Origin of the sequence: Streptomyces silvae (genome assembly GCF_016745505.1) — a bacterium.
GTDB classification, from domain to species: domain Bacteria; phylum Actinomycetota; class Actinomycetes; order Streptomycetales; family Streptomycetaceae; genus Streptomyces; species Streptomyces silvae.
Genome location: NZ_JAERUC010000083.1, coordinates 26,524 through 46,514, shown reverse-complemented (window position 1 = coordinate 46,514; position 19,991 = coordinate 26,524). Strand labels below are relative to the sequence as shown.

The 19,991-nt window shown below is 71.9% G+C and carries 19 protein-coding genes; 11 read left to right on the top strand and 8 right to left on the bottom strand.

Annotation, left to right across the window (positions count from 1 at the left end; all coding sequences use genetic code 11):
- Nucleotides 1-266: 266 nt before the first annotated feature.
- The gene (locus JKV81_RS36925; RefSeq protein ID WP_129266558.1) at nucleotides 267-1,070 is read right to left on the bottom strand and encodes an AraC family transcriptional regulator; all 804 of its coding nucleotides are present in this window, start codon (nucleotides 1,068-1,070) and stop codon (nucleotides 267-269) included.
- A gap of 55 nt (nucleotides 1,071-1,125) precedes the next feature.
- On the opposite strand from JKV81_RS36925, the gene JKV81_RS11965 reads away from it, so the two are divergent.
- Nucleotides 1,126-1,716 carry a class I SAM-dependent methyltransferase gene (locus JKV81_RS11965; protein WP_202075785.1) on the top strand — a complete coding sequence of 197 codons (591 nt, stop codon included), beginning with the start codon at nucleotides 1,126-1,128 and terminating at the stop codon, nucleotides 1,714-1,716.
- On the opposite strand, the gene JKV81_RS36700 is transcribed toward JKV81_RS11965, so the two are convergent.
- Nucleotides 1,688-2,329: a TetR/AcrR family transcriptional regulator gene (locus tag JKV81_RS36700; RefSeq protein ID WP_202075782.1), complete on the bottom strand. Its 642-nt coding sequence runs from the start codon at nucleotides 2,327-2,329 to the stop codon at nucleotides 1,688-1,690. The two genes, JKV81_RS11965 and JKV81_RS36700, sit on opposite strands and share 29 nt — an antisense overlap.
- 138 nt (nucleotides 2,330-2,467) lie before the next feature.
- Between JKV81_RS36700 and JKV81_RS11955 the strand changes: the two genes are divergently transcribed.
- The 5 genes from JKV81_RS11955 to JKV81_RS11935 all read left to right on the top strand — a co-directional run bounded on the left by JKV81_RS11955 (nucleotide 2,468) and on the right by JKV81_RS11935 (nucleotide 5,515).
- A complete protein-coding gene (locus JKV81_RS11955; RefSeq protein ID WP_164992736.1) occupies nucleotides 2,468-2,623 on the top strand; it encodes a hypothetical protein in 156 nt (51 codons plus the stop codon).
- Nucleotides 2,624-2,720: 97 nt separating this feature from the next.
- Nucleotides 2,721-3,158, top strand: coding sequence for a hypothetical protein (locus tag JKV81_RS11950; protein WP_202075767.1), 438 nt, complete (start codon nucleotides 2,721-2,723; stop codon nucleotides 3,156-3,158).
- Nucleotides 3,155-3,943, top strand: a complete 789-nt coding sequence (locus JKV81_RS11945) for an NAD(P)-binding domain-containing protein (protein ID WP_202075764.1) — start codon at nucleotides 3,155-3,157, stop codon at nucleotides 3,941-3,943. Before JKV81_RS11950 ends, JKV81_RS11945 begins: the two co-directional genes overlap by 4 nt.
- A gap of 192 nt (nucleotides 3,944-4,135) precedes the next feature.
- Nucleotides 4,136-4,495 (top strand): UBP-type zinc finger domain-containing protein, encoded by a 360-nt coding sequence (locus JKV81_RS11940; protein WP_202075760.1) that lies wholly within the window; start codon nucleotides 4,136-4,138, stop codon nucleotides 4,493-4,495.
- Between the two features lie 60 nt (nucleotides 4,496-4,555).
- Nucleotides 4,556-5,515 carry a DUF5996 family protein gene (locus JKV81_RS11935; RefSeq protein WP_307820525.1) on the top strand — a complete coding sequence of 320 codons (960 nt, stop codon included), beginning with the start codon at nucleotides 4,556-4,558 and terminating at the stop codon, nucleotides 5,513-5,515.
- Between the two features lie 200 nt (nucleotides 5,516-5,715).
- On the opposite strand, the gene JKV81_RS11930 is transcribed toward JKV81_RS11935, so the two are convergent.
- A complete protein-coding gene (locus JKV81_RS11930) occupies nucleotides 5,716-6,366 on the bottom strand; it encodes a TetR/AcrR family transcriptional regulator (RefSeq protein ID WP_202075755.1) in 651 nt (216 codons plus the stop codon).
- A 151-nt stretch (nucleotides 6,367-6,517) separates the two neighbouring features.
- On the opposite strand from JKV81_RS11930, the gene JKV81_RS11925 reads away from it, so the two are divergent.
- The 5 genes from JKV81_RS11925 to JKV81_RS11905 all read left to right on the top strand — a co-directional run bounded on the left by JKV81_RS11925 (nucleotide 6,518) and on the right by JKV81_RS11905 (nucleotide 13,381).
- A complete protein-coding gene (locus JKV81_RS11925; RefSeq protein WP_202075752.1) occupies nucleotides 6,518-7,276 on the top strand; it encodes an SDR family NAD(P)-dependent oxidoreductase in 759 nt (252 codons plus the stop codon).
- 519 nt (nucleotides 7,277-7,795) lie between these two features.
- On the top strand, nucleotides 7,796-8,278 hold the full coding sequence (locus tag JKV81_RS11920; protein ID WP_202075749.1) for a DedA family protein: 483 nt from the start codon (nucleotides 7,796-7,798) through the stop codon (nucleotides 8,276-8,278).
- Nucleotides 8,279-8,573: 295 nt separating this feature from the next.
- Nucleotides 8,574-8,909, top strand: coding sequence for a hypothetical protein (locus tag JKV81_RS11915; protein WP_236056366.1), 336 nt, complete (start codon nucleotides 8,574-8,576; stop codon nucleotides 8,907-8,909).
- 276 nt (nucleotides 8,910-9,185) lie between these two features.
- On the top strand, nucleotides 9,186-9,608 hold the full coding sequence (locus JKV81_RS11910; RefSeq protein WP_236056364.1) for a hypothetical protein: 423 nt from the start codon (nucleotides 9,186-9,188) through the stop codon (nucleotides 9,606-9,608).
- Between the two features lie 263 nt (nucleotides 9,609-9,871).
- Entirely contained in the window at nucleotides 9,872-13,381 is a 3,510-nt protein-coding gene (locus JKV81_RS11905; protein WP_202075743.1) for an ATP-binding protein, read from the top strand.
- A gap of 33 nt (nucleotides 13,382-13,414) precedes the next feature.
- Here JKV81_RS11905 and JKV81_RS11900 read toward each other — a convergent pair whose 3' ends face one another.
- The 5 genes from JKV81_RS11900 to JKV81_RS11880 all read right to left on the bottom strand — a co-directional run bounded on the left by JKV81_RS11900 (nucleotide 13,415) and on the right by JKV81_RS11880 (nucleotide 19,988).
- A complete protein-coding gene (locus JKV81_RS11900) occupies nucleotides 13,415-15,127 on the bottom strand; it encodes an aldehyde dehydrogenase family protein (protein WP_202075742.1) in 1,713 nt (570 codons plus the stop codon).
- Nucleotides 15,128-15,190: 63 nt separating this feature from the next.
- Nucleotides 15,191-16,492 carry an MFS transporter gene (locus tag JKV81_RS11895; protein ID WP_129266548.1) on the bottom strand — a complete coding sequence of 434 codons (1,302 nt, stop codon included), beginning with the start codon at nucleotides 16,490-16,492 and terminating at the stop codon, nucleotides 15,191-15,193.
- A 112-nt stretch (nucleotides 16,493-16,604) separates the two neighbouring features.
- Nucleotides 16,605-17,534 (bottom strand): TauD/TfdA dioxygenase family protein, encoded by a 930-nt coding sequence (locus JKV81_RS11890; protein WP_202075740.1) that lies wholly within the window; start codon nucleotides 17,532-17,534, stop codon nucleotides 16,605-16,607.
- 196 nt (nucleotides 17,535-17,730) lie between these two features.
- Nucleotides 17,731-18,333: a TetR/AcrR family transcriptional regulator gene (locus JKV81_RS11885; protein ID WP_129266546.1), complete on the bottom strand. Its 603-nt coding sequence runs from the start codon at nucleotides 18,331-18,333 to the stop codon at nucleotides 17,731-17,733.
- A gap of 86 nt (nucleotides 18,334-18,419) precedes the next feature.
- Nucleotides 18,420-19,988, bottom strand: coding sequence for a class I adenylate-forming enzyme family protein (locus JKV81_RS11880; protein ID WP_129266545.1), 1,569 nt, complete (start codon nucleotides 19,986-19,988; stop codon nucleotides 18,420-18,422).
- Between the last annotated feature and the right edge of the window lie 3 nt (nucleotides 19,989-19,991).

Sequence of the window (19,991 nt, the reverse complement as noted above, 5' to 3'; positions counted from 1 at the left end):
CCTCCTGGTCTCGTACAGCCCGAAGAAGCTCGGCTTCTTCCAGGGATGGAAAAGGGGCGCCGACACCGGTCCGTCGCCGGTCGACCGGCAGAAGGCGGGCAGCAAACACCAGCTGATCTGCGACGGACCCGGCACCCCGCACCGGCCTCCTCGTGGGGCGCAAGAAGCTCCGCTCCGCGGGCTGCGGCGGCCTGCCGGCGACCGCCGCCATGCTGGACTTCTACGCGGACCACGACATCACGGCGGACACGGAACTACTGCCGTCTTCACCGGTGCACGAGGCCCTGACGCGCCTGCGCCGCCACGGCAGCCTTCTGTCGGCCCACGCCGAAGTACGCTCCCGGCGTGGTGCCGGTCTCGCGCCGGAACGCCGCGACGAACGCACTGACCGTCTCGTATCCGACGGAGTGTGACACCCGCTGGAGCGGCTCACCCGCGGCCAGCGCGGGCAGCGCCGCCTGGAGGCGGACGAGGGTGCGCCAGCGGCCGAACGTCATGCCCGTGTCGGCCAGGAACAGTCTGGCGAGGGTACGCCGCGAGGTACCGACCCGGCGTCCCCACGCGTCCACCGCGAGTGCGCAGGCCGGATCGTCGAGGAGTTCCAGAGCGACCCGGCGGGCGCGAGGGTCGGCAGGGAGAGGGGTCTCCAAGGCGGTGGCCGTCACCGGCCGGAGCAGGTCGAGGAGCAGTGCCTCGCCGCGTGACCGAGATCCGGAGCCGAGGTCCGGATCTCCCAGATAGCCGATCAACTCCGCCAGCAATACCGGAACGTGAACTGCCTGGACCGCAGCCCACCGCCCCGTGTCCTCAGACGGGGACGTCGGCAGATAGAGCGAGGTCATCGTCGCGCGACTCGTCGAGACGACTTCGTGCGGCACCCCGAGTGGGATCCACAGGGCGCGCGTAGTGGGCAGTACCCACCGTCGCGCCTCCACGTCGACCGTCAACGTGCCGCATGAGGCCCAGGCCAGCTGATGGGTCGGGTGCGTGTGTTGCGTGAAACGAGTTCCCGCGGGCATGGCATACGTCCCGATGGAGACCAGCACACCGGCCTGTCTGTTTCTCGACATGGGTTGGAAGGCTACGGCCTGTCGGACAAGCGTGCCGCTCCCTAGCGTCTACGTCATGAACACAGACCACGCTGAACTGTGCGCGAGCCCCGGGTGGGCCGCCCATCTGCACGACGAGATGCTGCCGTTGGCCATCGGGCGGCCCGAGCTCGGTGAGGAGCTGCTCGAAGTCGGCCCCGGTCCCGGAGCGGCGACCGACTGGCTGCGCACCAGGGTCAGCCGCCTGGTGGCCGTGGAGATCGAGACGGAAGCAGCAGCACGCCTGTCCGAACGATTCGCGGGGACGAACGTGGAGGTCCGCCAAGGAAGCGGCACCGCCCTGGAGTTCGCCGACGACTCCTTCGACTCGGCGGCGTCGTTCACGATGCTGCATCACGTACCGACGACCGCTCTGCAAAACCTCCTCCTCGCGGAGATCCTCCGGGTGCTCAGACCGGGCGGAGTGCTCGTCGGGGCCGACAGTCTGCCCAGCCAGTCGCTGCATGCCTTCCACGAGGACGACGTCTACAACCCGGTCGAGCCGGCCGCATTCCTCGTACGCCTTCAGACGCTCGGCTATGTCGACATCACGCTCGGCGTGGGCAGCCGGCTGACGTTCTCCGCGCACAAGCCTCCCGTCAGGCTGAGCGAGCTGTCCGAGCCCTGATCCCGTCAAGCACGATGTCGAGCATCCGGTCGAACTCCTCGGCAGAACCGAAGTCGGTCCACCGGGGCGCCAGGGCGGCCATGCCGGGGTACGTATCGGAGTCGAACTCGGGCACGGGTGCGGGCCCTTCGGGTCCGCCTCCGGTGGATGCCAGCAAGTGCCCGTTGAGGAAGCCGAACAACACCATCGGGGCATCCGCTGCCACCCGGTCGGGCAGGCCGGCCATACGCATCGCGGAGACCAGTCGCTCCAGGGCGGTCACGGCCACCGGCGAGGTCTGAGCACGGGTGGCCAGCAGCGGGAACACCCGAGGGTGGCGGCAAGCCATGTCCCGGTAGGAGTGGGCTGTTCGCCGGGCGATCTCCTCCCAGTCGTCCGGCGCACCCTCGGTGGCATCCGCCACCTCGGCGAGCACGGCCTCGCAGACCACGTCGAGGAGCGCGGCCTTGCCCTTGACGTGGTGGTAGAGCGACATCGGGTCGACCCCGAGCTCCTCCGCGAGTCGCCGTACGCCGAAACACTCAAGGCCGTCCCGGTCCACGAGCGCGACGGCCGCGGACTTGATCTGCTCGCGGTCGAGTCCCGCCGACGTACCCCGCGCCCGTCTGGCCACGTCCACTCCCTCCCGTACCCCCTTGCCAAACCTACGTCGTAGAACTTAGCTTACCCAGCGAAACCTACGCCGTAGGTTTAGGAACGACTTGCCGAAGGACACGAGGAACACGGATGAGAGACACGAGCGATCACTGCCGTGGAACGGCCGGCACAACCCGACTGGTCGTCGGTGACGGCCGAGGGCCTGGCCGCCTACCGCGTCGCGGAGAACCACTGGCGGGCGTCCGACGCGGCCCGGCCCCTTCTGGGACACCCTGAGCTGGAATTCCTCCGCGCGGCCCTGGCCGAGTGAGCGACGGCCGATGAACCCCGGACCGCACACCCGGAAACCTCGTACACCCAAGGGGAAAACCATGTCGAGCGTCCGTCGGCGAGGAGTAATCGCCCTGATGTACACGGGACTTGGGCTCACCGTCATCGCGACCGTCACCCCGTACGCAGACCGTGCCACCACCCACCTGCTGGCCGACCACATTCGGGACGGCTATCCGGCGTACTCGCCGGCCCAGGTGGACTCGGCCGTCAACACCTACCTGGTCCTGTTGTCCGTCGTCGGGGCACTCGGCGTCCTTGCCTGGTTCGGGTCGACCTGGGCCGTCAAGGCCGGCAAGCGGTGGGCCCGCCTTGCCTCGACGATGGTGTTCGTCCTCGGGGCAGGCGTCGGGCTGACCGGGCTGCTCATCAAGGACACCTCCGGCGCGACCGGACTGCCACCGGCCCTGGGCTGGGCCGGGGTGGTTCCCTCTCTGGCAGGCGCCCTGGCGATCGCTCTGCTGTGGAGAAACCCACGACACGGCCACCACGCGTCCACGAGGACGGCACCGTGAAACGCATCGGCATCATCGGAGTGGGCGAGATCGGCCGGGCCCTCGTGCAGGGCCTGCGCGGCGCGGGCAGCCCGGCGCCCGAGGTGTTCCTCTCGCCGCGCGGCGCCCGCACCGCCACCGAACTCGCCGAGGGGTACGACGGCGTCCACGCCTGTGCCGACAACCAGCAAGTCGTGGACTGTGCCGAGCTGGTGATCGTCGCCGTACGCCGTCAGAACCGCCACGATGCGCTGGACGGCCTGCGGGTGGACAAGGCCGAAGTGGTGGTCAATGTGATGGCCGGAGTGGCGAACGACGACCTACGCAGCATCCTCGCCACCGACGCCCCGCTGGTGCGCGCCATCCCGCTGCCTTCTGTGCGTGAACGTCGCTCCGTCACCGTGACCTACCCGTCGCACCCGGCCGTCGATGCCCTCTTCGAGCAGCTCGGCGGAGCGCTGCCGGTCGCGACCGAGGAGGCCTTCGATGTCTTCTCGGCGCTCACCGGGACGCTCACCACCCACCACGCCTACCTCGCCGCGCTTACGTCGTGGGCCGCCGGGCACGGCGTCCCCGCTCAGGACGCGGAGCGCTACGTACGGGGTCTCTTCCAAGCCGTGGGCCACGCCTTGGGCGACGAGACCCGCACCCTGCAACAGCTCGCGGCCGACCACGAGACCCCCAAGGGCAACAATGAACGCATCCGGACCACCTGGTTCGACCAGGCCAATGCCTCCACCCTCGACAGCGCACTTGACGGCCTCCTCACCGACCTGCGGAGCATGACCACTTCGCCATCGGGATGACCGTCCCGCCGGCCTTCTCGAGCCCCCCGAGGGTCTGCTCCGCAGTGCTCGTGACCACCCCTCGTCGGCGAATACGCCGAGCGACTTCTCGCTCTCCCGGGTGTGCCGCAGCGGCGTCACCGCTCCCCCGGCAGTGGCGCGTGAAGCGGACCCGGGGGACGCTGGTCAGGGGGCCGGACCGAGGAGGGGCAGATGGCCGATGAGCGGATACCTGGCATCGATCCGGACGTCCCGCCGAGCAGTGACGGCTGCGTGGAGTGCCTGGCGGGCGCCGATCCCGGCTGGTGGTTCCACCTGCGCCGCTGCGCCGCCTGTGGGCACATCGGCTGCTGCGACTCGTCCCCGGCGCAGCACGCCTCACGACACGCCCGCGAGTCCGGGCACGCCTTCCTGACCAGCTTCGAACCGGGCGAGGACTGGTTCTGGAACGCCGAGACCCAGGAGTACTACGACGGCCCAGCCCTAGCTGCGCCCGGTTCGCACCCGACCGCCCAGCCCGCCCCCGGCCCCGTCGGCAAGGTTCCCGAGAACTGGGAACGGCTGCTGCACTGACCCGGTCCGTCGTCGGCTGCCGCCCAGGCCCGGGCCCCATCGCACACCGGGAGGCTCTCCGTGAGCGAACCTCGCCCTACGTGGCCGACGCTGGTCCACGAGGAGCTGGCGTCCATGGTCGGATACGTCAACCGGGTGGTACAGGTCGCAGGAAAGTACACCCTCGACGAGCCCTTCGAAGTCGGCTGGGGAAACGTCGTCCTCGACGTCACCCCCCGCGGGCTCAGGACACCGACGTTCCGGCAGCGAGGAGTGACCTTCACGGTGCACTGCCGCCTGCTCGACGGCGACGTGCTCATCGAGGCCGACACGGGCTCGCGGACAGTGCCCTTGTCGACGGGATCGGTCGCCACGTTCTATGCGGCGTTCCGCGACGCGGCGGCAGAGCTCGGCATCCACCGGCCGCGCTCCTCGCTGATCTGTGAGATTCCGGATTGCGCGCCGACTTTCGAGGCCGATCACGTCGAACGGAGCTGGGATCCTGGTGCGGCTCGGCTGATGTGGGAGGCGTTGAACCTCGCCGCCGGCGGGCTCGAAACGTGGCAGGCGCCCTTCCGCGGGCACCGCCCCCGGGTCGGTGTGATGTGGGGCGGCTTCGATCTGTCCGCCACCCGGCACCGGGTGCAGCCCACCGAGCCACCGCCCGGTCGTCCGATGTTCATGCAGAATGCCCAGCTCGCGGCGTACGTGGCGGTGGGATTCTCCTTCGGGGACGCCACGTCGCCCAGCGCCGGTATGTACGCCTACATCTGGCCTCAGCCAGACGGTCTCGAAGGCAGGTCCTGGGGTGTCGACGGCGCGGTCTGGAACGCCGACGCCGGTCTGGTCCTGCTGCCGTGGGACACACTCGGCGAGACTGCCGACCCGCATCAGGCCATCGTGGCGTTCGGTGACGCCGTTTACGACGCCGCCGTCGAGCTGGGAGGCTGGCCGTCCGGCCTCATCGGGCCCCGCGTCGACGGGTGGTACATGAGCAGGACACCGCCGGAGGTCGTTCGAGCCCAACACCACTCGGCTTGAAGGGGACCGCAAATCCACCCCCGCGGTGAACAGGCACACGGGCATCGCCGAGCAGGGACATTGCGCGGCGTCGGCGCCATAAAGCCGCGCCCGCGGTTACGCACGACGGAGCCCCCGAAGCCGACTCCGGGTCTTGGGATCCACGTTCCACGTCTCTGGCGGATCGCTGCCGCAGAAGACGCAGACGGGGGCCGGAGCCCTCAGGGCTGCTGCGGGTCGTCGTCGGCGCCGCGGCCGTAGCGGGCGAGCATCGTCGTGACCGCCTCGTCGACGGCGTGGCCGACGTCGGCGGGTGCGGGACTCCAGTCGGCGAGCAGCATCCGCGGCCACAGGACGTAGTTGGCGATCATCCCGAGGAACTGGTTGGTGGCGCTCTCCGCGTCCGGTACCACCGCAGTGCCCGCAGCGTGCTGGGCCTCCAGGTAGTCCTGGACGGAGACGAAGTAGGGCAGCTTGCCCAGCTCGAACTGAGCCCGCCCCAGTTCCGGGAAGCGCGGCAGTTCGGCGATGACGATGCGGAAGAGGGCCGCCATCGCGGGCCGGCCGATCAGGTCGGCGTACTGGCGGCCGATGGCGCTCAGGCCGGCGCGCAGGTCACCGGGGTGCGTCGCGGGGGCCGCCGGGTCCGGCCCGCCCTTCCAGTACTCGGTGACGATGGCCTCGAAGAGCGCCGCCTTGGTGGGGAACTGCTTGAACAGCGTGGACTTCGAGACGGCCGCTTCCTGCGCGATCTTCGCCAGCGAGGTCCCGTCATAGCCCCCTTCCAGGAACAGCTTCGTAGCCGCTGCGGTGATCGCCTCGCGCTTGCGCTGAGCGAGTCGTTGATGGTGCGCGGAGAGTCCTGCGGTCATGGGACCAGTATGACTCATGGCGAGGCGAGTCACTTGACTTACCACTGTGCGAGTGTTTACGTGGCCAGGGAGGCGAGTCGTACGACTCGCATCCGGTCGGCGGGAGTACTCCCCCGCCGGCGCCGTTCCGTTCCCACGGGGAGAAGCACTCATGGAATCAGGCAGGATCGCATTGGTGACCGGCGGCAATCGCGGGCTGGGCCGGGCCACGGCCCAGGCGCTGGCCCGGCACAGGCTGCGCGTCATCGTGACCTACCGCGGCGACGCGCAGGAGGCCGAGGAGACGGTCAGGAACGTTCAGGAAACCGGCGCCACGGCTGCCGCGCTGCGGCTGGACATCAGTGATGTGGCCTCCTTCCCTGCCTTCGTCTCCGAACTGGCCGCGCAGCTGGAGCGCTGGGACGCGACCCGGCTGGACGTCCTGGTCAACAATGCCGGGGTCGGGCTGTTCGGACCATTGGAAGCGGTCACGGTCGACGACTTCGACGCGGTGATGGACACCAACGTGCGCGGCACGTTCTTCCTCATCCAGGCGCTCGCGCCCGTGGTGGCCGACGGAGGGCGGATCATCAACGTCTCCTCCTCCCTCAGCCGCCACACCAGTGCCGGCACCTCGGTCTACTCGGCCTCCAAGGCGGCGGTCGAGGTCCTCAGCCGGACATTGGCCGTGGAGCTGGGAGCGCGCAAGATCCGCGTCAACGCCATCGCGCCGGGCCCGACAGCCACCGACTTCAACGGCGGCGCCATGCGGGACGATGCGCAGATGCGCGAGGGACTGGGCGCGCGGACCGCGCTCGGCCGCGTCGGTGAACCGCAGGAGATCGGCGACGCGATCGCCGCGCTCGCCTCCGAGGACCTGCGATGGGTCACCGCCCAGCGCCTCGAGGTGTCCGGCGGCGCCCTGTTGTAGGGGCACCCGCCCACACGGTGCGCCCCCGCGGCCCCGGTGGGTGGCGTAGCGGGCCGTGTCAGCCGCAGCGCCGGGTGCTCCGCCGCCCTCACGTACCGGCCGATGTTCGACACGTAGCCAGCCACCGCCTCCACCGCCCAGGGCATCCCGGTACGCCACCAGTGTTCCGATCCACCGCTGGATCTCGGCGGGCCTCGAACTCGGCCGTGTCTCCTTGGTCAGCCTCGGTCCTACCTGCTGGCGGGCCACCGGGCCATCCGACCACACCTGTCGCCCTCGGATGACCGGGCGCCCTATGTCCGCCGTATTCGCGTTCGGTTAGGCTGACCTTGCCTGGCGGGTACCGGGCGTGCGGGTTCCGGTGCCGCGGGTGGGAACCCGGTGGGCGATCAGGCAGAGGCAGGGCGCAGGTGGGAGACGGTGACCAGGCTCGTGCGCATCGCGCGTCCGGCGGGCCGGGAACGCTCACGCGGGTGACGCGGGATGTGGGTTCCGCCCTGGCGCCCGGGACGAGGCGTCGTGGATAAGCTCGCGCTCACGGCCGGGACCCTGTACGTCATCGTCCTGCTCCGCGCCGGAGGTACCTTCGCCATCGGGTGGCTCGCCGGCGCGGGCGCGCGGCGCAGAAGGTTCGCCGGGCGGATCTCCTCGGCGAAGTTCCGGCGTGCCGAGCAGGCGATCCAGCGGTGGGGCGCGCCGGTGGTCGCCGTCTCCTTCCTGACCGTCGGTTTCCAGACCGCCGCCAACTTTCTCGCGGGGAGCATGCGCATGCCGTTGCCGCGCTATCTCCCTGCCCTGCTCGTGGGCGGAGCCGCCTGGGCGCTGATCTACGCGACGGCCGGGCTCGGCGTGCTCGAAGTGCTGGCCAGACTCTTCGCCGAGCGGACGGCCCTCGGGGGATCCGCCGCGGCCGTCCTCCTGCTCGCGGTGTGCGGGGTGGTGGTGTACCGCAGGAGAAGGGCGGTCCCGTCCTCCGAGGGCACCGCCACCGACGAGGCGTGAACCGCTGACCGCGGGTCGCCTGGGCGAGGTTGCGCCCGCCCCGGCCTCCACCGATATCTCCCGGGTTATCGGGCCATGTGAAGCCGGGGATTGTTCGCCTGTACCCCTCGCCGCATCCTGAGTCACGCCTTTCCCGAGGAGACCCTGCGGCACTCGGCGCAGGCGCGCTGGGGACGTGCTCGATCGACGTGAGGATCACCGCGATGAAGAAGCGTACGGCGCTGGCCGGCGCCGCCGGTGCGGCCGTTCTGGCCGTGCTCCCCTGGCCGGCATCGCCTCCGCGGCCGCATACACCGTGACGTACACGTCAGGGCCGCACACCGGCGACAAGTGCACCTGGGCGAACAGCTGTGCCGGCTCGGCGTCGTCCGTCCATGACGGCGACCACCTCCTGGTCTGGGACAACGCCGGCGACGGGCACTCCGTGGTGCTGGAGTACGAGCGCTCCGATGTGGGCGGCAGCGACTACACCCGCGACTGGAACCACTACGGCAAGTACGCCAAGCTCGACGTCAACATGAACATCCCCGAGGACGGATGGATCACCTACCGGGTCTGCCTGGACGAGTACGGCAGTCGCCAGGCCCTGAGGGACACCTGCTCCTCCTTCTTCTGGGAGTCCGCGGGCTGATCGCCGCGCCATGACCGCCGCGCCCCCGCGGCGGAGGCCGGCTCGGCCTCCGCCGCGGGGGGCGTCGCCGTGTGCCCGCCCCCCGCCGTCGGTCGCGCGGCGCACAAGGATTCCGGGATCGCTTGGTACGTATGGAGCATGGAGCAACTTCGACGACTCAGCGACATCGGTCAAGTCACCCCCGCTCACGGCCTGTTGATATGGGCGGCGCAGGGACGGGACGGCGGGGGCCTGGGGCCGGGGGTACGGGCCTGGCGCCATGGAGCCGCGTGGGCGGTGGCCAGTCCGAGCCGGCAACAGAACCGGCTCGCGGTGGAGGGGGACGTCGCCGATGCCGCCGTGCTGGTGCGGCGGGTCCTGGCCGAGGCCGGCCCGTCCTACCGGGTCCTGGGAGGGGCCGGCCTGATCGATGCGATGGTGCGGCGACTGCCCGGTCTGGCGCCCGTCCACCACTTCTTCTGGATGGAGACCACGTCTCCTTCCGGTGTCGCCGCCGAGGGGGTGCGGTGGCTGGACGCCCGCGAGGAGAAACAGACGGCCTCGCTGTTCGATCGCTTCTTCCCCAACTCCTACGCGCGACCGGGGCGCGCCGGTGTGGGCCGCTGGGCCGGGATCGCCGGTGGAGCGGACTCGCCCTGGCCCTGGTCCTCCCCGGAATCCTGCGGCTCGTCCGGAATCTCGGCATCCCCGAGGACATGAACGACCGGGGCATATGGCGCGGGGTGCTCATCGTCGCGACGCTCGCCCTGAACGTGGGTGGCTGCGTGCATCTCCGGCGCACCAGGCGTCGTTGACCGGCTCCCGGCGGCGGGCGCGTCCGGTCACCCGCCGGTCGTCCTCCCACCCCGCGCACACGCTCCGGGCCCGTTCCTGCGCCGCCGTACGGAGCGGGCCTGCTCAGGCGATTTCGCCCTCCGGTCCCACCCGAGGGTTCACCGCGTGTTCGATTACAGTGCGCCTTGATGAACGTGCGAGAACCTGAAGGCACCGGTCCAGCGGCCCCGTTGCTGCGTCTGCGCCTTTTTGGTGGATTCCGGGCAACCCGCGACGGTGGCCCCCCGCTCGCGGAACGGTGGCCGCGCCCCGGTGCGAGTGCCCTGGTCAAGCTCCTCGCGGTCGTACCCGGGCACCGCCTCCACCGGCAGCAGATAGTCGCCGTCTGCTGGCCCGACGCCGATCAGCGCACCGCCGCGGGCAGCCTGCGCGTCGCCCTGCACAGCGCCCGCCACACCCTGGAACCGGAACTCCTCCCCCGCGCCGCCTCCTCGTACCTGGTCTCCGACGGGGCGTTCCTCCGCCTTGATCCGGCGACCGTGCGCATCGACGCGGACGAGGCCGAGTCGTCGGCCCGCGCGGCGCTGACCGACGGCGGAGTGGACGCGCTGACGGCCGCCCTCGACCTCTTCACCGGTGAGATCCTGCCGGAGGACCGTTACGCGCGCTGGGCCGACGACCGTCGCAGCCGACTCGCCCTGCTGCGCGAACAGTTGCTGCTCCGTCTCGGCAGGGAGCACCTGGACCGGGGGGCCGCGGCCGACGCGGTCTCCGTCGCCCAGCAGGTCCTCGCGGCAAGCCCCGCCGAGGAGCTGGCCCACCGCATCCTGATGGACGCCTGGCTGCGCCAGGGACTGCGCCGGCGCGCCGTGCACCAGTACCACGTGTGCCGCGAGGCGCTCGACACGGAACTGGGGGTGCGGCCGGGGCCGGAGACGGAGTGGCTGCACCGGGCGGCCCTCGCCTCCGCTCCCGCGCCCGGCCCCGCCACCCCGCTGCTGCCGGCCCCGCTCCGGGCCGGGGGCTCCGCGCCGCCGTTGCGTGGCCGCGACGCCGTGCTCGACCGGCTCCTCGCGGAGGCCGGTCCGCCGGTCACGCTGCTCACCGGTGAGGCGGGTGTGGGGAAGACCCGCCTGGTGGGCGAGGTGGCGCGGCGGGCCGTGGCGGCCGGGACGGCCGTGCTGTGGGGCGGCAGCCAGGACGCGGAGGGGCACACCCCGTACGGGGCCTTCGCGGAGGCGCTCGAAGGCTGGCTCGCCGAGCACACCGCCGCCGAGCGGGCCCGGGTCGGCGCCGAGTATCCCGAGCTGGCCGCGTTCCTGCCGTCGCTCGGGCAGGTGGGGGCGACCGGCGAACGCAGCCCGGAGGAGGAGCGGGACCGGTTGTTCCGGGCGAGTACGGCGCTGCTCGGCGACCTTGCCGCGGTGCGCCCGGTCCTGGTGGTCCTCGACGATCTGCACGCCGCCGACACCGGGTCGTACCAGTTGCTCGGCCATCTGGCCCGGCGGGCCGTGGAGCGGGGCACGGCGCTGCGGTTCCTCGTGACGTACCGCGAGGAGGAGCTCCCCGAGGGCGACCGGCGCCGCTCGGTCGTGGCGTCGCTGATCCGCCAACGCCTGTGCGTGCGCGAGGAGCTGGGCCGGCTCGACGAGGAGGCGTGTCTGGCGGTGGTGCGCGACGCCGCCGCGGACGTGTCCCGTCACGAGTACGACACCACCGCGGACCTGTCCCGTCACGAGTACGGCACCACCGCGGACCTGTCGCCCGACAAACACGACACCACCGCCGACGTCTCACATGACGTACGCGACGCCACCGCCGACGTGTCGCGCGACGAACACGACGCCGCCGCTGACCTGTCGCGCGACGAACGCGCCCGTCGCGTCTGGGAGCTTTCCCTCGGCAACCCGCTGTTCGCCGTCGAACTCGCCCGTGACCTGACCGCCGGCGGCACCGGCGACTTCGCTCCCGAGGGCATACGCGAACTGGTGTCGGACCGGCTCGTACGGATCGACGCGGACGCCCGTCGCATCGTCGAGGCGCTCTCCGTGGCCGGGGGCGAGGCCGCGCTGTCCGAACTGCTCGACGTCGCCGAACTCGGCCTGCGCCCGCCGGTGTCCGGCGCCGCGGCGGTCGATGCCCTGGAACGGGCCATCGCCGCCTCACTCGTCGAGGAGCGGCAGATCGTGGTGGCCGGGCGGCCCGTGGCGGGGGTGGCCTTCCGCCATCCGCTGGTCCGGCTGACGTGTTACGAACAGCTGACGGTGGTCCGGCGCAGACAGTTGCACGCCGCGTTCGCGCAGGCCGTACAGCGGCGCAGGCCCGACGCGGTGGACACCCTGGCCTCGCACTTCGCCCGCGCCGACGACCCGCGCGCGGCCGAATACCTGCGCCGGGCGGCCGAGCGGGCCGCCGCCCTGTACGCCAACGACACCGCCGACCGTTACTACCGGGATCTGGTCGACCGGCTGGACGTCGACGCGGCCCGCGCCCGGCTCGCCCACGCCCATGTCCTGCGGAGGATGGGCCACTTCGCCCAGGCGGCCGACACCGTGCGGCTCGCCCTGGCCGAGTTCGAGCGGCGCGGCGACCACGACGACGAGGTCCTCGCGGCGGCGCTGCTCGCCGAGACTCTCGTCAAGGCGAGCGCCCCCAGGTCCGGCCGCAGGGCTCTGCGGGAGCACCCGGTGACCGTGGACACCGCTCCGGAACCCGCCGCCGGCCACTACCTCGCGCTGTCCGTCGTCCGCTGCGTCGAGGGGCGGTACACGGCCGGAGCGGAGGCCGCGAGGAGCGCCCTGGCGGCGGCGCGCAGTGTGCCGGGAGTGCGGGGACAGGGGCTCGTGGCCCGGGCGTTCGCGCTGCAGGCCGCCAATCTGGGGCTCGCCGGCCGCTTCGACCAGGCTCGGGAGGCGGGCGACGAGGCACTGGCGCCGGCCGAGGCGTACGGGGATCCCACCTTGCTCGGCTCGGTCCTGTCGACGCTGCGTGAGAACGCCCGGCGGTCGGGGCGGCTGCGCCAGGCCGTCGAGATCGGGGCCCGTGCGCTCGGTCTGGCGGAGCAGTCCGGTGATCCGACGGCGGCCGCGTTCGAGCGGACGAACCTCGCCGAGCTGCGGCTCCTGCTGGAGGAGCCCGAGCCGGCCCGTGTCCTCGCCGAACAGGCGGTCGCCGGCGCGGAGGCGTACGACGCGTGGTGCTTCCCTTACACGCTCGCGACGATGGCGCGCGTGCGGCTCTTCTCGGGAGAGACGGCGGAGGGTGCGGCCCTCCTGGACCGTGCCGAACGGGCCGCGGCCGCGCACGGGGACCGGCAGGCGGAGCACGAGGTGCGCACGGCGCGTGCCGAACTGGCACTGCACGCACGCCGCCCGGACGAGGCCCTGCGCGCCCTGGAGGGGTACGCCGACGACGCCCCGGTTCCGATGGCCTGGGCGGAACTCCTGTCGGGGCGGGCCGAAGCCGCGGTGCGGCTCGCTCGCGCCGAGGTCGCGCGGGCCGAGCGCACTGGGGAGCGCCTCGCCGAGGTGGAGGCGCGGATCGTGCTGGGAGCGTCCCTGTCACGGCTCGCCCCGACTCCGGAGGGCACGACGGAGCTGTCCCGGGCCGAGTCGCTGGCGGAAGCGCTGCCCTATCCGGCCGGGACCCGCCGGGCGACGTGGGCACGGAATCTGCTGCACGAGACGCAGCAGCACTGAGTACCCCGAGGTCCGGCGGCGGTCGTGCGGAGCTCAGCCACGCAGCGCCGAGAGGAAGATGCCGGGCAGACGACGCCAGTTGGGCGCGGTGGTGTAGCCCGTCAGGCGCTCGACGGTCGTACGGGCTGTCCGGTTGGTGACGAAGTACGGCGGGCGGGGTGACAGCGAGGGCGAACCGGTGAACCACCCACGCGGGGCGGGGGCGAAGGGCGCGTTCAGCACGGTCTTCTCCACGTCCTCCAGCATGAAGGCGTTGTGTACGAAGCCGATGCCGCTGCCGATCTCCTGGCGTGTGTGCCCCGGGAAGGCGCCCCACGGCGTGTATCCCAGGAGGAATCCGAACGCCGACCAGCAGTTCACGCCCACGGTTCCGTACCGGAGTCCGGCGACGGCGGCGTCCACGGCCGTGGGGTGGGCCCGCCGGGTCCGGGGGTGCACCAGCAGGGTGGCGCCGAGGGTTCCGGGCAGCTTCTCGTTGGCGAACTCGGTCGCGTTGCGCAGGAATTCCTCCGGGCTCCCGCCGTCGAGGCGCACCACGCCCAGGGCCGCGGCGAAGATCTCCTGGGTGATCATCGGGTCGTCGTGGCGGGTGAGGTCGGACACGAGTATGGCGCCGGCGTCACCGGTGAAGGTCTCGGCCTGCGGGTGGAGCCGCAGCACCTCGCGCAGCCGCTCCGAGGCACCGGGGTAGTAGTCGCTGCGCTGCGGGAGGCCGCGCAGCACCCGGCGGATCTCGGTGAGCAGCCGCTCGGTGCCGTCCCAGTCGCGGGGCACCACGAGGATCTGGCTGGCGACGCAGTTGTGCCCCGCGTTGTTCATCTTGCTGGTGACGATGTGTTCGGCCTGGTGGCGGAAGTCCGCCCGGTTCCACGGCCCGGGGGTCACGATGCAGGGGCTGACGCCGCCCAGCTCGCTGGTGAACGGCCTGTCGTTGAGCGGTGCGTCGTCCTGCCTGCGCTGTGCGGACCGTGCGTCCGTGCCCCAGACGATGGCGTCGTGGGTACGTTCGCTCCCGGTGACGTGGATGGTGTCGACGTGCCGGTGGTCGGTCAGGTGGGCGCCCTCGGCGGCGCCGCCGTCGACGAAGCGGACCCATCCGCGCTCCACGAACTCGGTGAAGACCTTCTCGAAGTGGGGGCGGAGGTAGGCGTTGACCGGGTTCATCTTGGCGACGACGACCTGGCCCTCCACGTAGAGCTTGTGCAGGATGTCGAGCGGGGTGATCGCGGCGACGTTCCCGGCGCCCAGGACCAGCGCGACGGCCGGCGGACCGGGGCGGCCCCGGTACTCGCCGGCCGCGCGCGCGAGTACCTGCTCCCGGGTGGTGCCGGGCAGTGTCCACACCTGGGCGGAGAACCCGTTGAGCAGCAGGCGGTCCGACGCGGTGGCGGGGAAGACGTCGACGACGGTACGGCCGTCGTGCTCCCGGACGGCCCGGGCGTCGAGGGGCCCGCGGCCGTCGGCCAGCCTGCGCAGCACATGGAGGTAGGCGCTGACGGTCTGGGCCAGCGCCCAGGGGGCGGTCAACCAGTCCTCGGCGGCGGGCGGTGCGGTCGGGCCGTAGCCCTTGGCCCGTGCGGCGTCGGCGACCATGGCGTGGGCTCCGTGGGCGATCCGCGGCAGCATGCGTTCGAGCAGGGCGACGCGTTCCGCCGGCGGCGTACGGATCCAGGACGCGGCGTTGTCACGCAGCTCCCGTACGGCCTGGTCGAGTGGCGCGGTGGCAAGTGCCGGGGTGGTGCTCACAGGTGCAGCTCCTTCGGGTGTACGGGCGGTCGGTGCGGCAGTGCTCACGACCGGAGTGACGAATCAGCGGCCGAGCCGTGCGATGTCCCGGGCCGGGTCGACGAGCAGGAAGGACGCGGCTGCTCCGACGGCCAGCAGCAGGCCGGAGAGCAGCACCGCGGTGTGGTAACCGGTGTCGCCCTGGGCGTCCACCAGGGCGCCGACCACGGCGGGTGCGACGAGACCGGCGGAGGTGACCACCGCGTTCATGACGCCGAGTGAGCCGCCGCTCCTGCCGAGCGGGGCGAGTTCGGCGACCGTGGTGACGGCGATCGTCGCGTACGAGCCGCCGAGGCCGAACCCCAGGGCCACCAGCACGGTCTTGGCCGTGGACCCGTCGACCAGGGTCTGGGCGAGCAGGCAGGCGGCGCCGAGGGCCAGTATCCAGCCGCCGACCCGGCCCCGTGCCGTACGGCTGCCGACTCCCCGCCGCATCAGGCGACCGGTGAGGACGGCCTGTGCGAGCAGGACGACGGCGCCGATCGTCCAGGGGGCCACGACGAGGACGGCCGCCGTGTCCGCCGGGTGGTCCAGCGCGTTGCGCAGGTAGGACGGCAGCCAGACCAGCATGAGGGCGACCGTCCAGTAGCTGGTGAAGTAGGCGGCCGTGGCCCCGATCCAGGTGGGGCTGCCGAAGATCTTGCGGTAGGGCACCGCGGCCGGGGGTCCGGACGGGCCGGCGGTCCGTACGGCGGGCTCCCCGTCGGTGCGGTGCCGGCCGTCGGCCCCCAGCACGCTCCAGGCAAGGGCCCACACCAGGCCGGTGGCCGCGAGCACCCAGAGGGCCGATCGCCAGCCGTGGTTCCGGATCACCCATGACAGCCCGGGCGCGGAGACGATCACGCCGAGTGTGACACCGAGGGTGATCAGTGCGCTGGGCAGATTGCGGCGGTGGTCGGGGAACCACGACAGTGTGGCCTGCTGGGCCACGGGGAAGGCCGGGCCCTCCGCGGCCCCGAGGACGACGCGCGAGGTGACCAGCACGGCGAGGCCGCCCCCGATCGCCGCCGGAGCCTGGGCCACGGACCACAGGAGGGCCATGGCGAGGAGCAGCACCTTCGGCGGGACGCGGTCGGCCAGCAGCCCGACGAGGACCGCCGCGGCCGAGAAGAGCAGGAAGAACGCGCTGTTGGCGAGTCCGAACTCGGTGGCACTCAGGTGGAGGTCGGCGCGGATCTCGTCGGCGGCCAGGCCGAGGACCGACTTGTCCGCGAAGTTGACCATCATGAACACGACGAGCAGGGCGGTCACCGTCCAGGCACGGGCACTGCCGGTGGCCGCGGCGGTCCCAGGGGGGTGCTGGGGCAGGGTCGGGGCCGCGTTCATGGGTCCTCCTGAGGAGAAGACGGGGGCAAGGGATTGAGGGGGGTGGGCGCCGCGGGGCGCGTGTGCGGGGCAGGGCGCCGCACACGCGGCCCGGGCGGTGTCCCGAGCGGTGTCAGGAGAGCGGGACTCCGGCGACGGCGATGCGCTCCATCACGCGGCGGCGCGGGTAGTAGTCGCTGATCGCGTAGTGCTGCGTCGCGATGTTGTCCCAGATCGCGACGGAGTCGGGCTCCCAGTGGAAGCGGACCTGGAATTCGGGGACCCGTGCCTGGAGCACCAGTTCGTCGAGCAGTTCACGGCTCTCGGTGTCGGACAGGCCCACGATGCGCGTGGTGAACGGCTCGTTGACGTACAGCGTCCGGCGGCCGCTCCGGGGGTGGCACACCACGACCGGGTGCTCGACCGGCGGCAGGCTCGCGCGGAAGTGGGCGATCTGCTCCTCGGTCATGGTCGAGCCCCAGCTCGGCACCCAGTCGTGCACGGCCGTGAGGTTCTCGATCCGGGCCTTCAGCTCGTCGGAGAGGTTGTCGTAGGCGGCCCCCATGTCGGCCCACATGGTGTCACCGCCCGCAGAGGGGACCTCGATCGAGCGCAGGACGGAGCCGAGGGCCGGGGCGGCCATGAAGGAGTGGTCGCTGTGCCAGATGTTCTCGTTGCCGATGGCCGTCGCGTCCTTGGCGAGCCGCGAGACGCCCGTCGTCCCCGTCTTCGGGAAGAAGGGGTTCACCTCCGGCGGGCCCCAGACCGCGGCCAGGTCGAGGTGGTGTTCCTCGTCGAGTCCGGCCTGGTCACGGAAGAAGATCACCTTCCATTCGAGCAGCGCCTGCTTCAACTCCTCGGCGGCGGCCTGGCCGATGGGCTGCGCGAGGTCGGTGCCGCTGATCTCGGCGCCGATGTGCGGCGTCAGAGGCGTGACACCGAGGATCCGGTACTCCGGAGCCTCGGCGCCCGGCGCCAACCGGTCCAGGGTCCGGCGGCCGTAGCGCATCAGCGGCTTGTCGAGCACGGGGCGGGGGGTGTCGGTGGCGGCTGTGACGGTCATAGGGGTCCTCCCAGCGGCGAACACTTATTACGTAACCGGCAGTATCGATATTCGCCGACAGTGGGGCAAGGGGTCTGACCCAGGAAATTTCAGGGACGCCCCGACCTCGACGGGATCACCGCGGAAGCTCCGCACACCACAGCGCGGGAGGCTTCGAGGAGCACAGCTGACGGTCTGTCAGGAGCAGCCGTCCGGCTCACTCAGGGACACCGACCGCGCGGCTGATCAGGTCCACCACCGAATCGACGAGTGCCTCGTCCGGCAGCCGCTGTTCGCCGACCATCCGGAAGACCAGCGAGGCGGCGACCAGCGTCGCCGCGGCGGCCACGTCGACGTCCGCCCGTACGTCGCCCCGGGCGACGCCACGCTCCAGCAGGTGCCGCGTCTCGCTCATCACCCGCTCCGTGTAGGCGCGGTAGGCGCCGGGCTCCGCACCCGATTCCGCCGCGGAGCCGATGACCCCGGCGAGCAGGCGGTTCACACCGGGCTGCCGGTACGCCTCCATGCGCGCGGTCAGCACCGCCCGCAGCTCGGCACGGAAGTCCCCCGTGGCGGGCACGGACAGCGGGCCGATGCGCGACTCGGCAGCGGCGATGACGAGGTCCTGCTTGGTGGGCCAGCGCCGGTACATGGCCGGCTTGCTCACCCCGGCACGGGCGGCGACCGCGTCCATGGTCAGCGCGTTCATGCCGCTCTCGGCCACCAGCGCGACGACGGCGTCCAGCACCGCCCGGGTGACGCGCTCCTCCCGCGGCCGCCCCGGCCCTCTCCGCTCACGCTGCACCCGGTCCTCGGCCATGCCGCGACCCTACGCGGACCAGGGCCGCGCCTCGCCCATGGGGTGCCACGTGACGACGGACGCCGCTCCCCGGCAACGGGCCGCCATCAGACGCCGAGCTCGCCCCGCAGTACGTGCTTGGTCACCTTGCCCGAGGGGGTGCGGGGCAGCTCCGGCCGCAGGACCAGGTCCCGTGGGATCTTGTACCGCGCGATCCGTGGCTCCAGCCACTCCCGTACGCCCGCCAGGTCCAGCCGCGCCCCCTCGCGGGGCACCACCACGGCGACGACGCTCTCACCCCACTGTGCGTGCGGACGGCCGACGACGGCCACGTCCAGGACATCGGGGTGGCCGCGCAGGGCGCCTTCCACCTCCTGCGAGGCGACGTTCTCCCCGCCGGTGATGATCACGTCCTTGATCCGGTCGACGACGGTGACGAACCCGTCCTCGTCGATCCGGCCCAGGTCGCCGCTGCGGTACCAGTCGCCCGAGAACGCCTCGGCGGTGGCCTTCTCGTCGTCGAGGTACCCGGCCATCCGGGTGTCCGAGCGCAGCCAGATCTCCCCGGTCCGGCCGGCCTCGGCGTCGGAGCCGTCCGGCCGTACGACCCGCAGATCGACGCCCGGCATCCCGCCGCGTCCGATGGATCCCGCCTTCTTCACCTGCTCGGCGGGGGAGAGTGTGGCCCCGACCGGGCCCATCTCGCTCATCCCGTACACCTGGTGGAAGTGGTCGCTGCCGTACGCCGTCATCAGCCGGCGCGCGGTGCCGGCGTCCAGCGGGCCCGCCCCGTAGATCCAGGAGCGGACCGAGGAGAGGTCGAAGGAGGCGAAGTCGGGAACCGTCTGCACCGGGGCGATGAGCGCGACCGGCGCCCCGAACAGCGCGGTGATCCGCTCCCGCTGGATGGTCTCCAGCATGGCGCGGGGGGCGTACTCGCGCTGGAGCACGACCGTGCCGCCCAGCAGGAGGGTGCCCATCGTCCAGTTGTTGAGCGGCGAGGCGTGCCAGATCGGCATGCAGACCAGGAACCGCTCGTCGCGCCGGAGAGGGATCGCGGCCGCGGTGCAGGTGGCGGTCAGGGCGATGCCCCGGTGGGTGTGCACACAGCCCTTGGGCGTGCCCGACGTGCCCGAGGTGTAGAGGATCTGCGCGATGTCGTCGTCCGGGCCCGCCTCACCGGACCACCTCTCGGCCCGGGCGACCAGAGCCTCGAACGAGTCGGCCGGAAGCTGTTCCGCGAGGGCATCCGGGCCGGTGTCCGAGCCGGTGTCCCAGGCGGCGCCCGAGGTGGCGTCCGGGTGGCTCACCAGCCAGCGGACATCCGCGTCCGCCGCCGTCGCACGCTCACCGATCTCCTGGTCGACGACGGCCAGCCGGGCCCCGCAGTGGCGCAGTTGCTGCCGCACCTCGCCCGTCTGCAGCTTGTGGTTGACGGGCACCAGCGTGGCTCCGGCGTACCAGGCGCCGAACGCGGCGAACAGGAAGGCCGGGGTGTTGTACGTCATCACGGCGAGGCGGTCGCCGGGCCGCAGCCCGGCCTCCGTCAGCACGGTCGCCGCGCGGCGGGCCGCTTCCGCGAACTCCTCGTAGGTCCAGCGCCGGTCCCCGTACACCAGGGCTTCCTCGCGGCCGGCCGAGCGAACGACGCTGTCCAGCAGGGCAGTGAGATGCACACG

Coding starts and splice junctions, on each gene's coding strand:
- JKV81_RS11925 (WP_202075752.1), top strand. CDS start 6,518: ATGGAATCAGGCAGGATCGCATTGGTGACCGGCGGCAATCGCGGGCTG.
- JKV81_RS11885 (WP_129266546.1), bottom strand. CDS start 18,333: ATGGCCGAGGACCGGGTGCAGCGTGAGCGGAGAGGGCCGGGGCGGCCG.
- JKV81_RS11905 (WP_202075743.1), top strand. CDS start 9,872: ATGAACGTGCGAGAACCTGAAGGCACCGGTCCAGCGGCCCCGTTGCTG.
- JKV81_RS11940 (WP_202075760.1), top strand. CDS start 4,136: ATGGCCGATGAGCGGATACCTGGCATCGATCCGGACGTCCCGCCGAGC.
- JKV81_RS11965 (WP_202075785.1), top strand. CDS start 1,126: ATGAACACAGACCACGCTGAACTGTGCGCGAGCCCCGGGTGGGCCGCC.
- JKV81_RS11895 (WP_129266548.1), bottom strand. CDS start 16,492: ATGAACGCGGCCCCGACCCTGCCCCAGCACCCCCCTGGGACCGCCGCG.
- JKV81_RS11930 (WP_202075755.1), bottom strand. CDS start 6,366: ATGACCGCAGGACTCTCCGCGCACCATCAACGACTCGCTCAGCGCAAG.
- JKV81_RS11890 (WP_202075740.1), bottom strand. CDS start 17,534: ATGACCGTCACAGCCGCCACCGACACCCCCCGCCCCGTGCTCGACAAG.
- JKV81_RS36925 (WP_129266558.1), bottom strand. CDS start 1,070: ATGTCGAGAAACAGACAGGCCGGTGTGCTGGTCTCCATCGGGACGTAT.
- JKV81_RS11950 (WP_202075767.1), top strand. CDS start 2,721: ATGTACACGGGACTTGGGCTCACCGTCATCGCGACCGTCACCCCGTAC.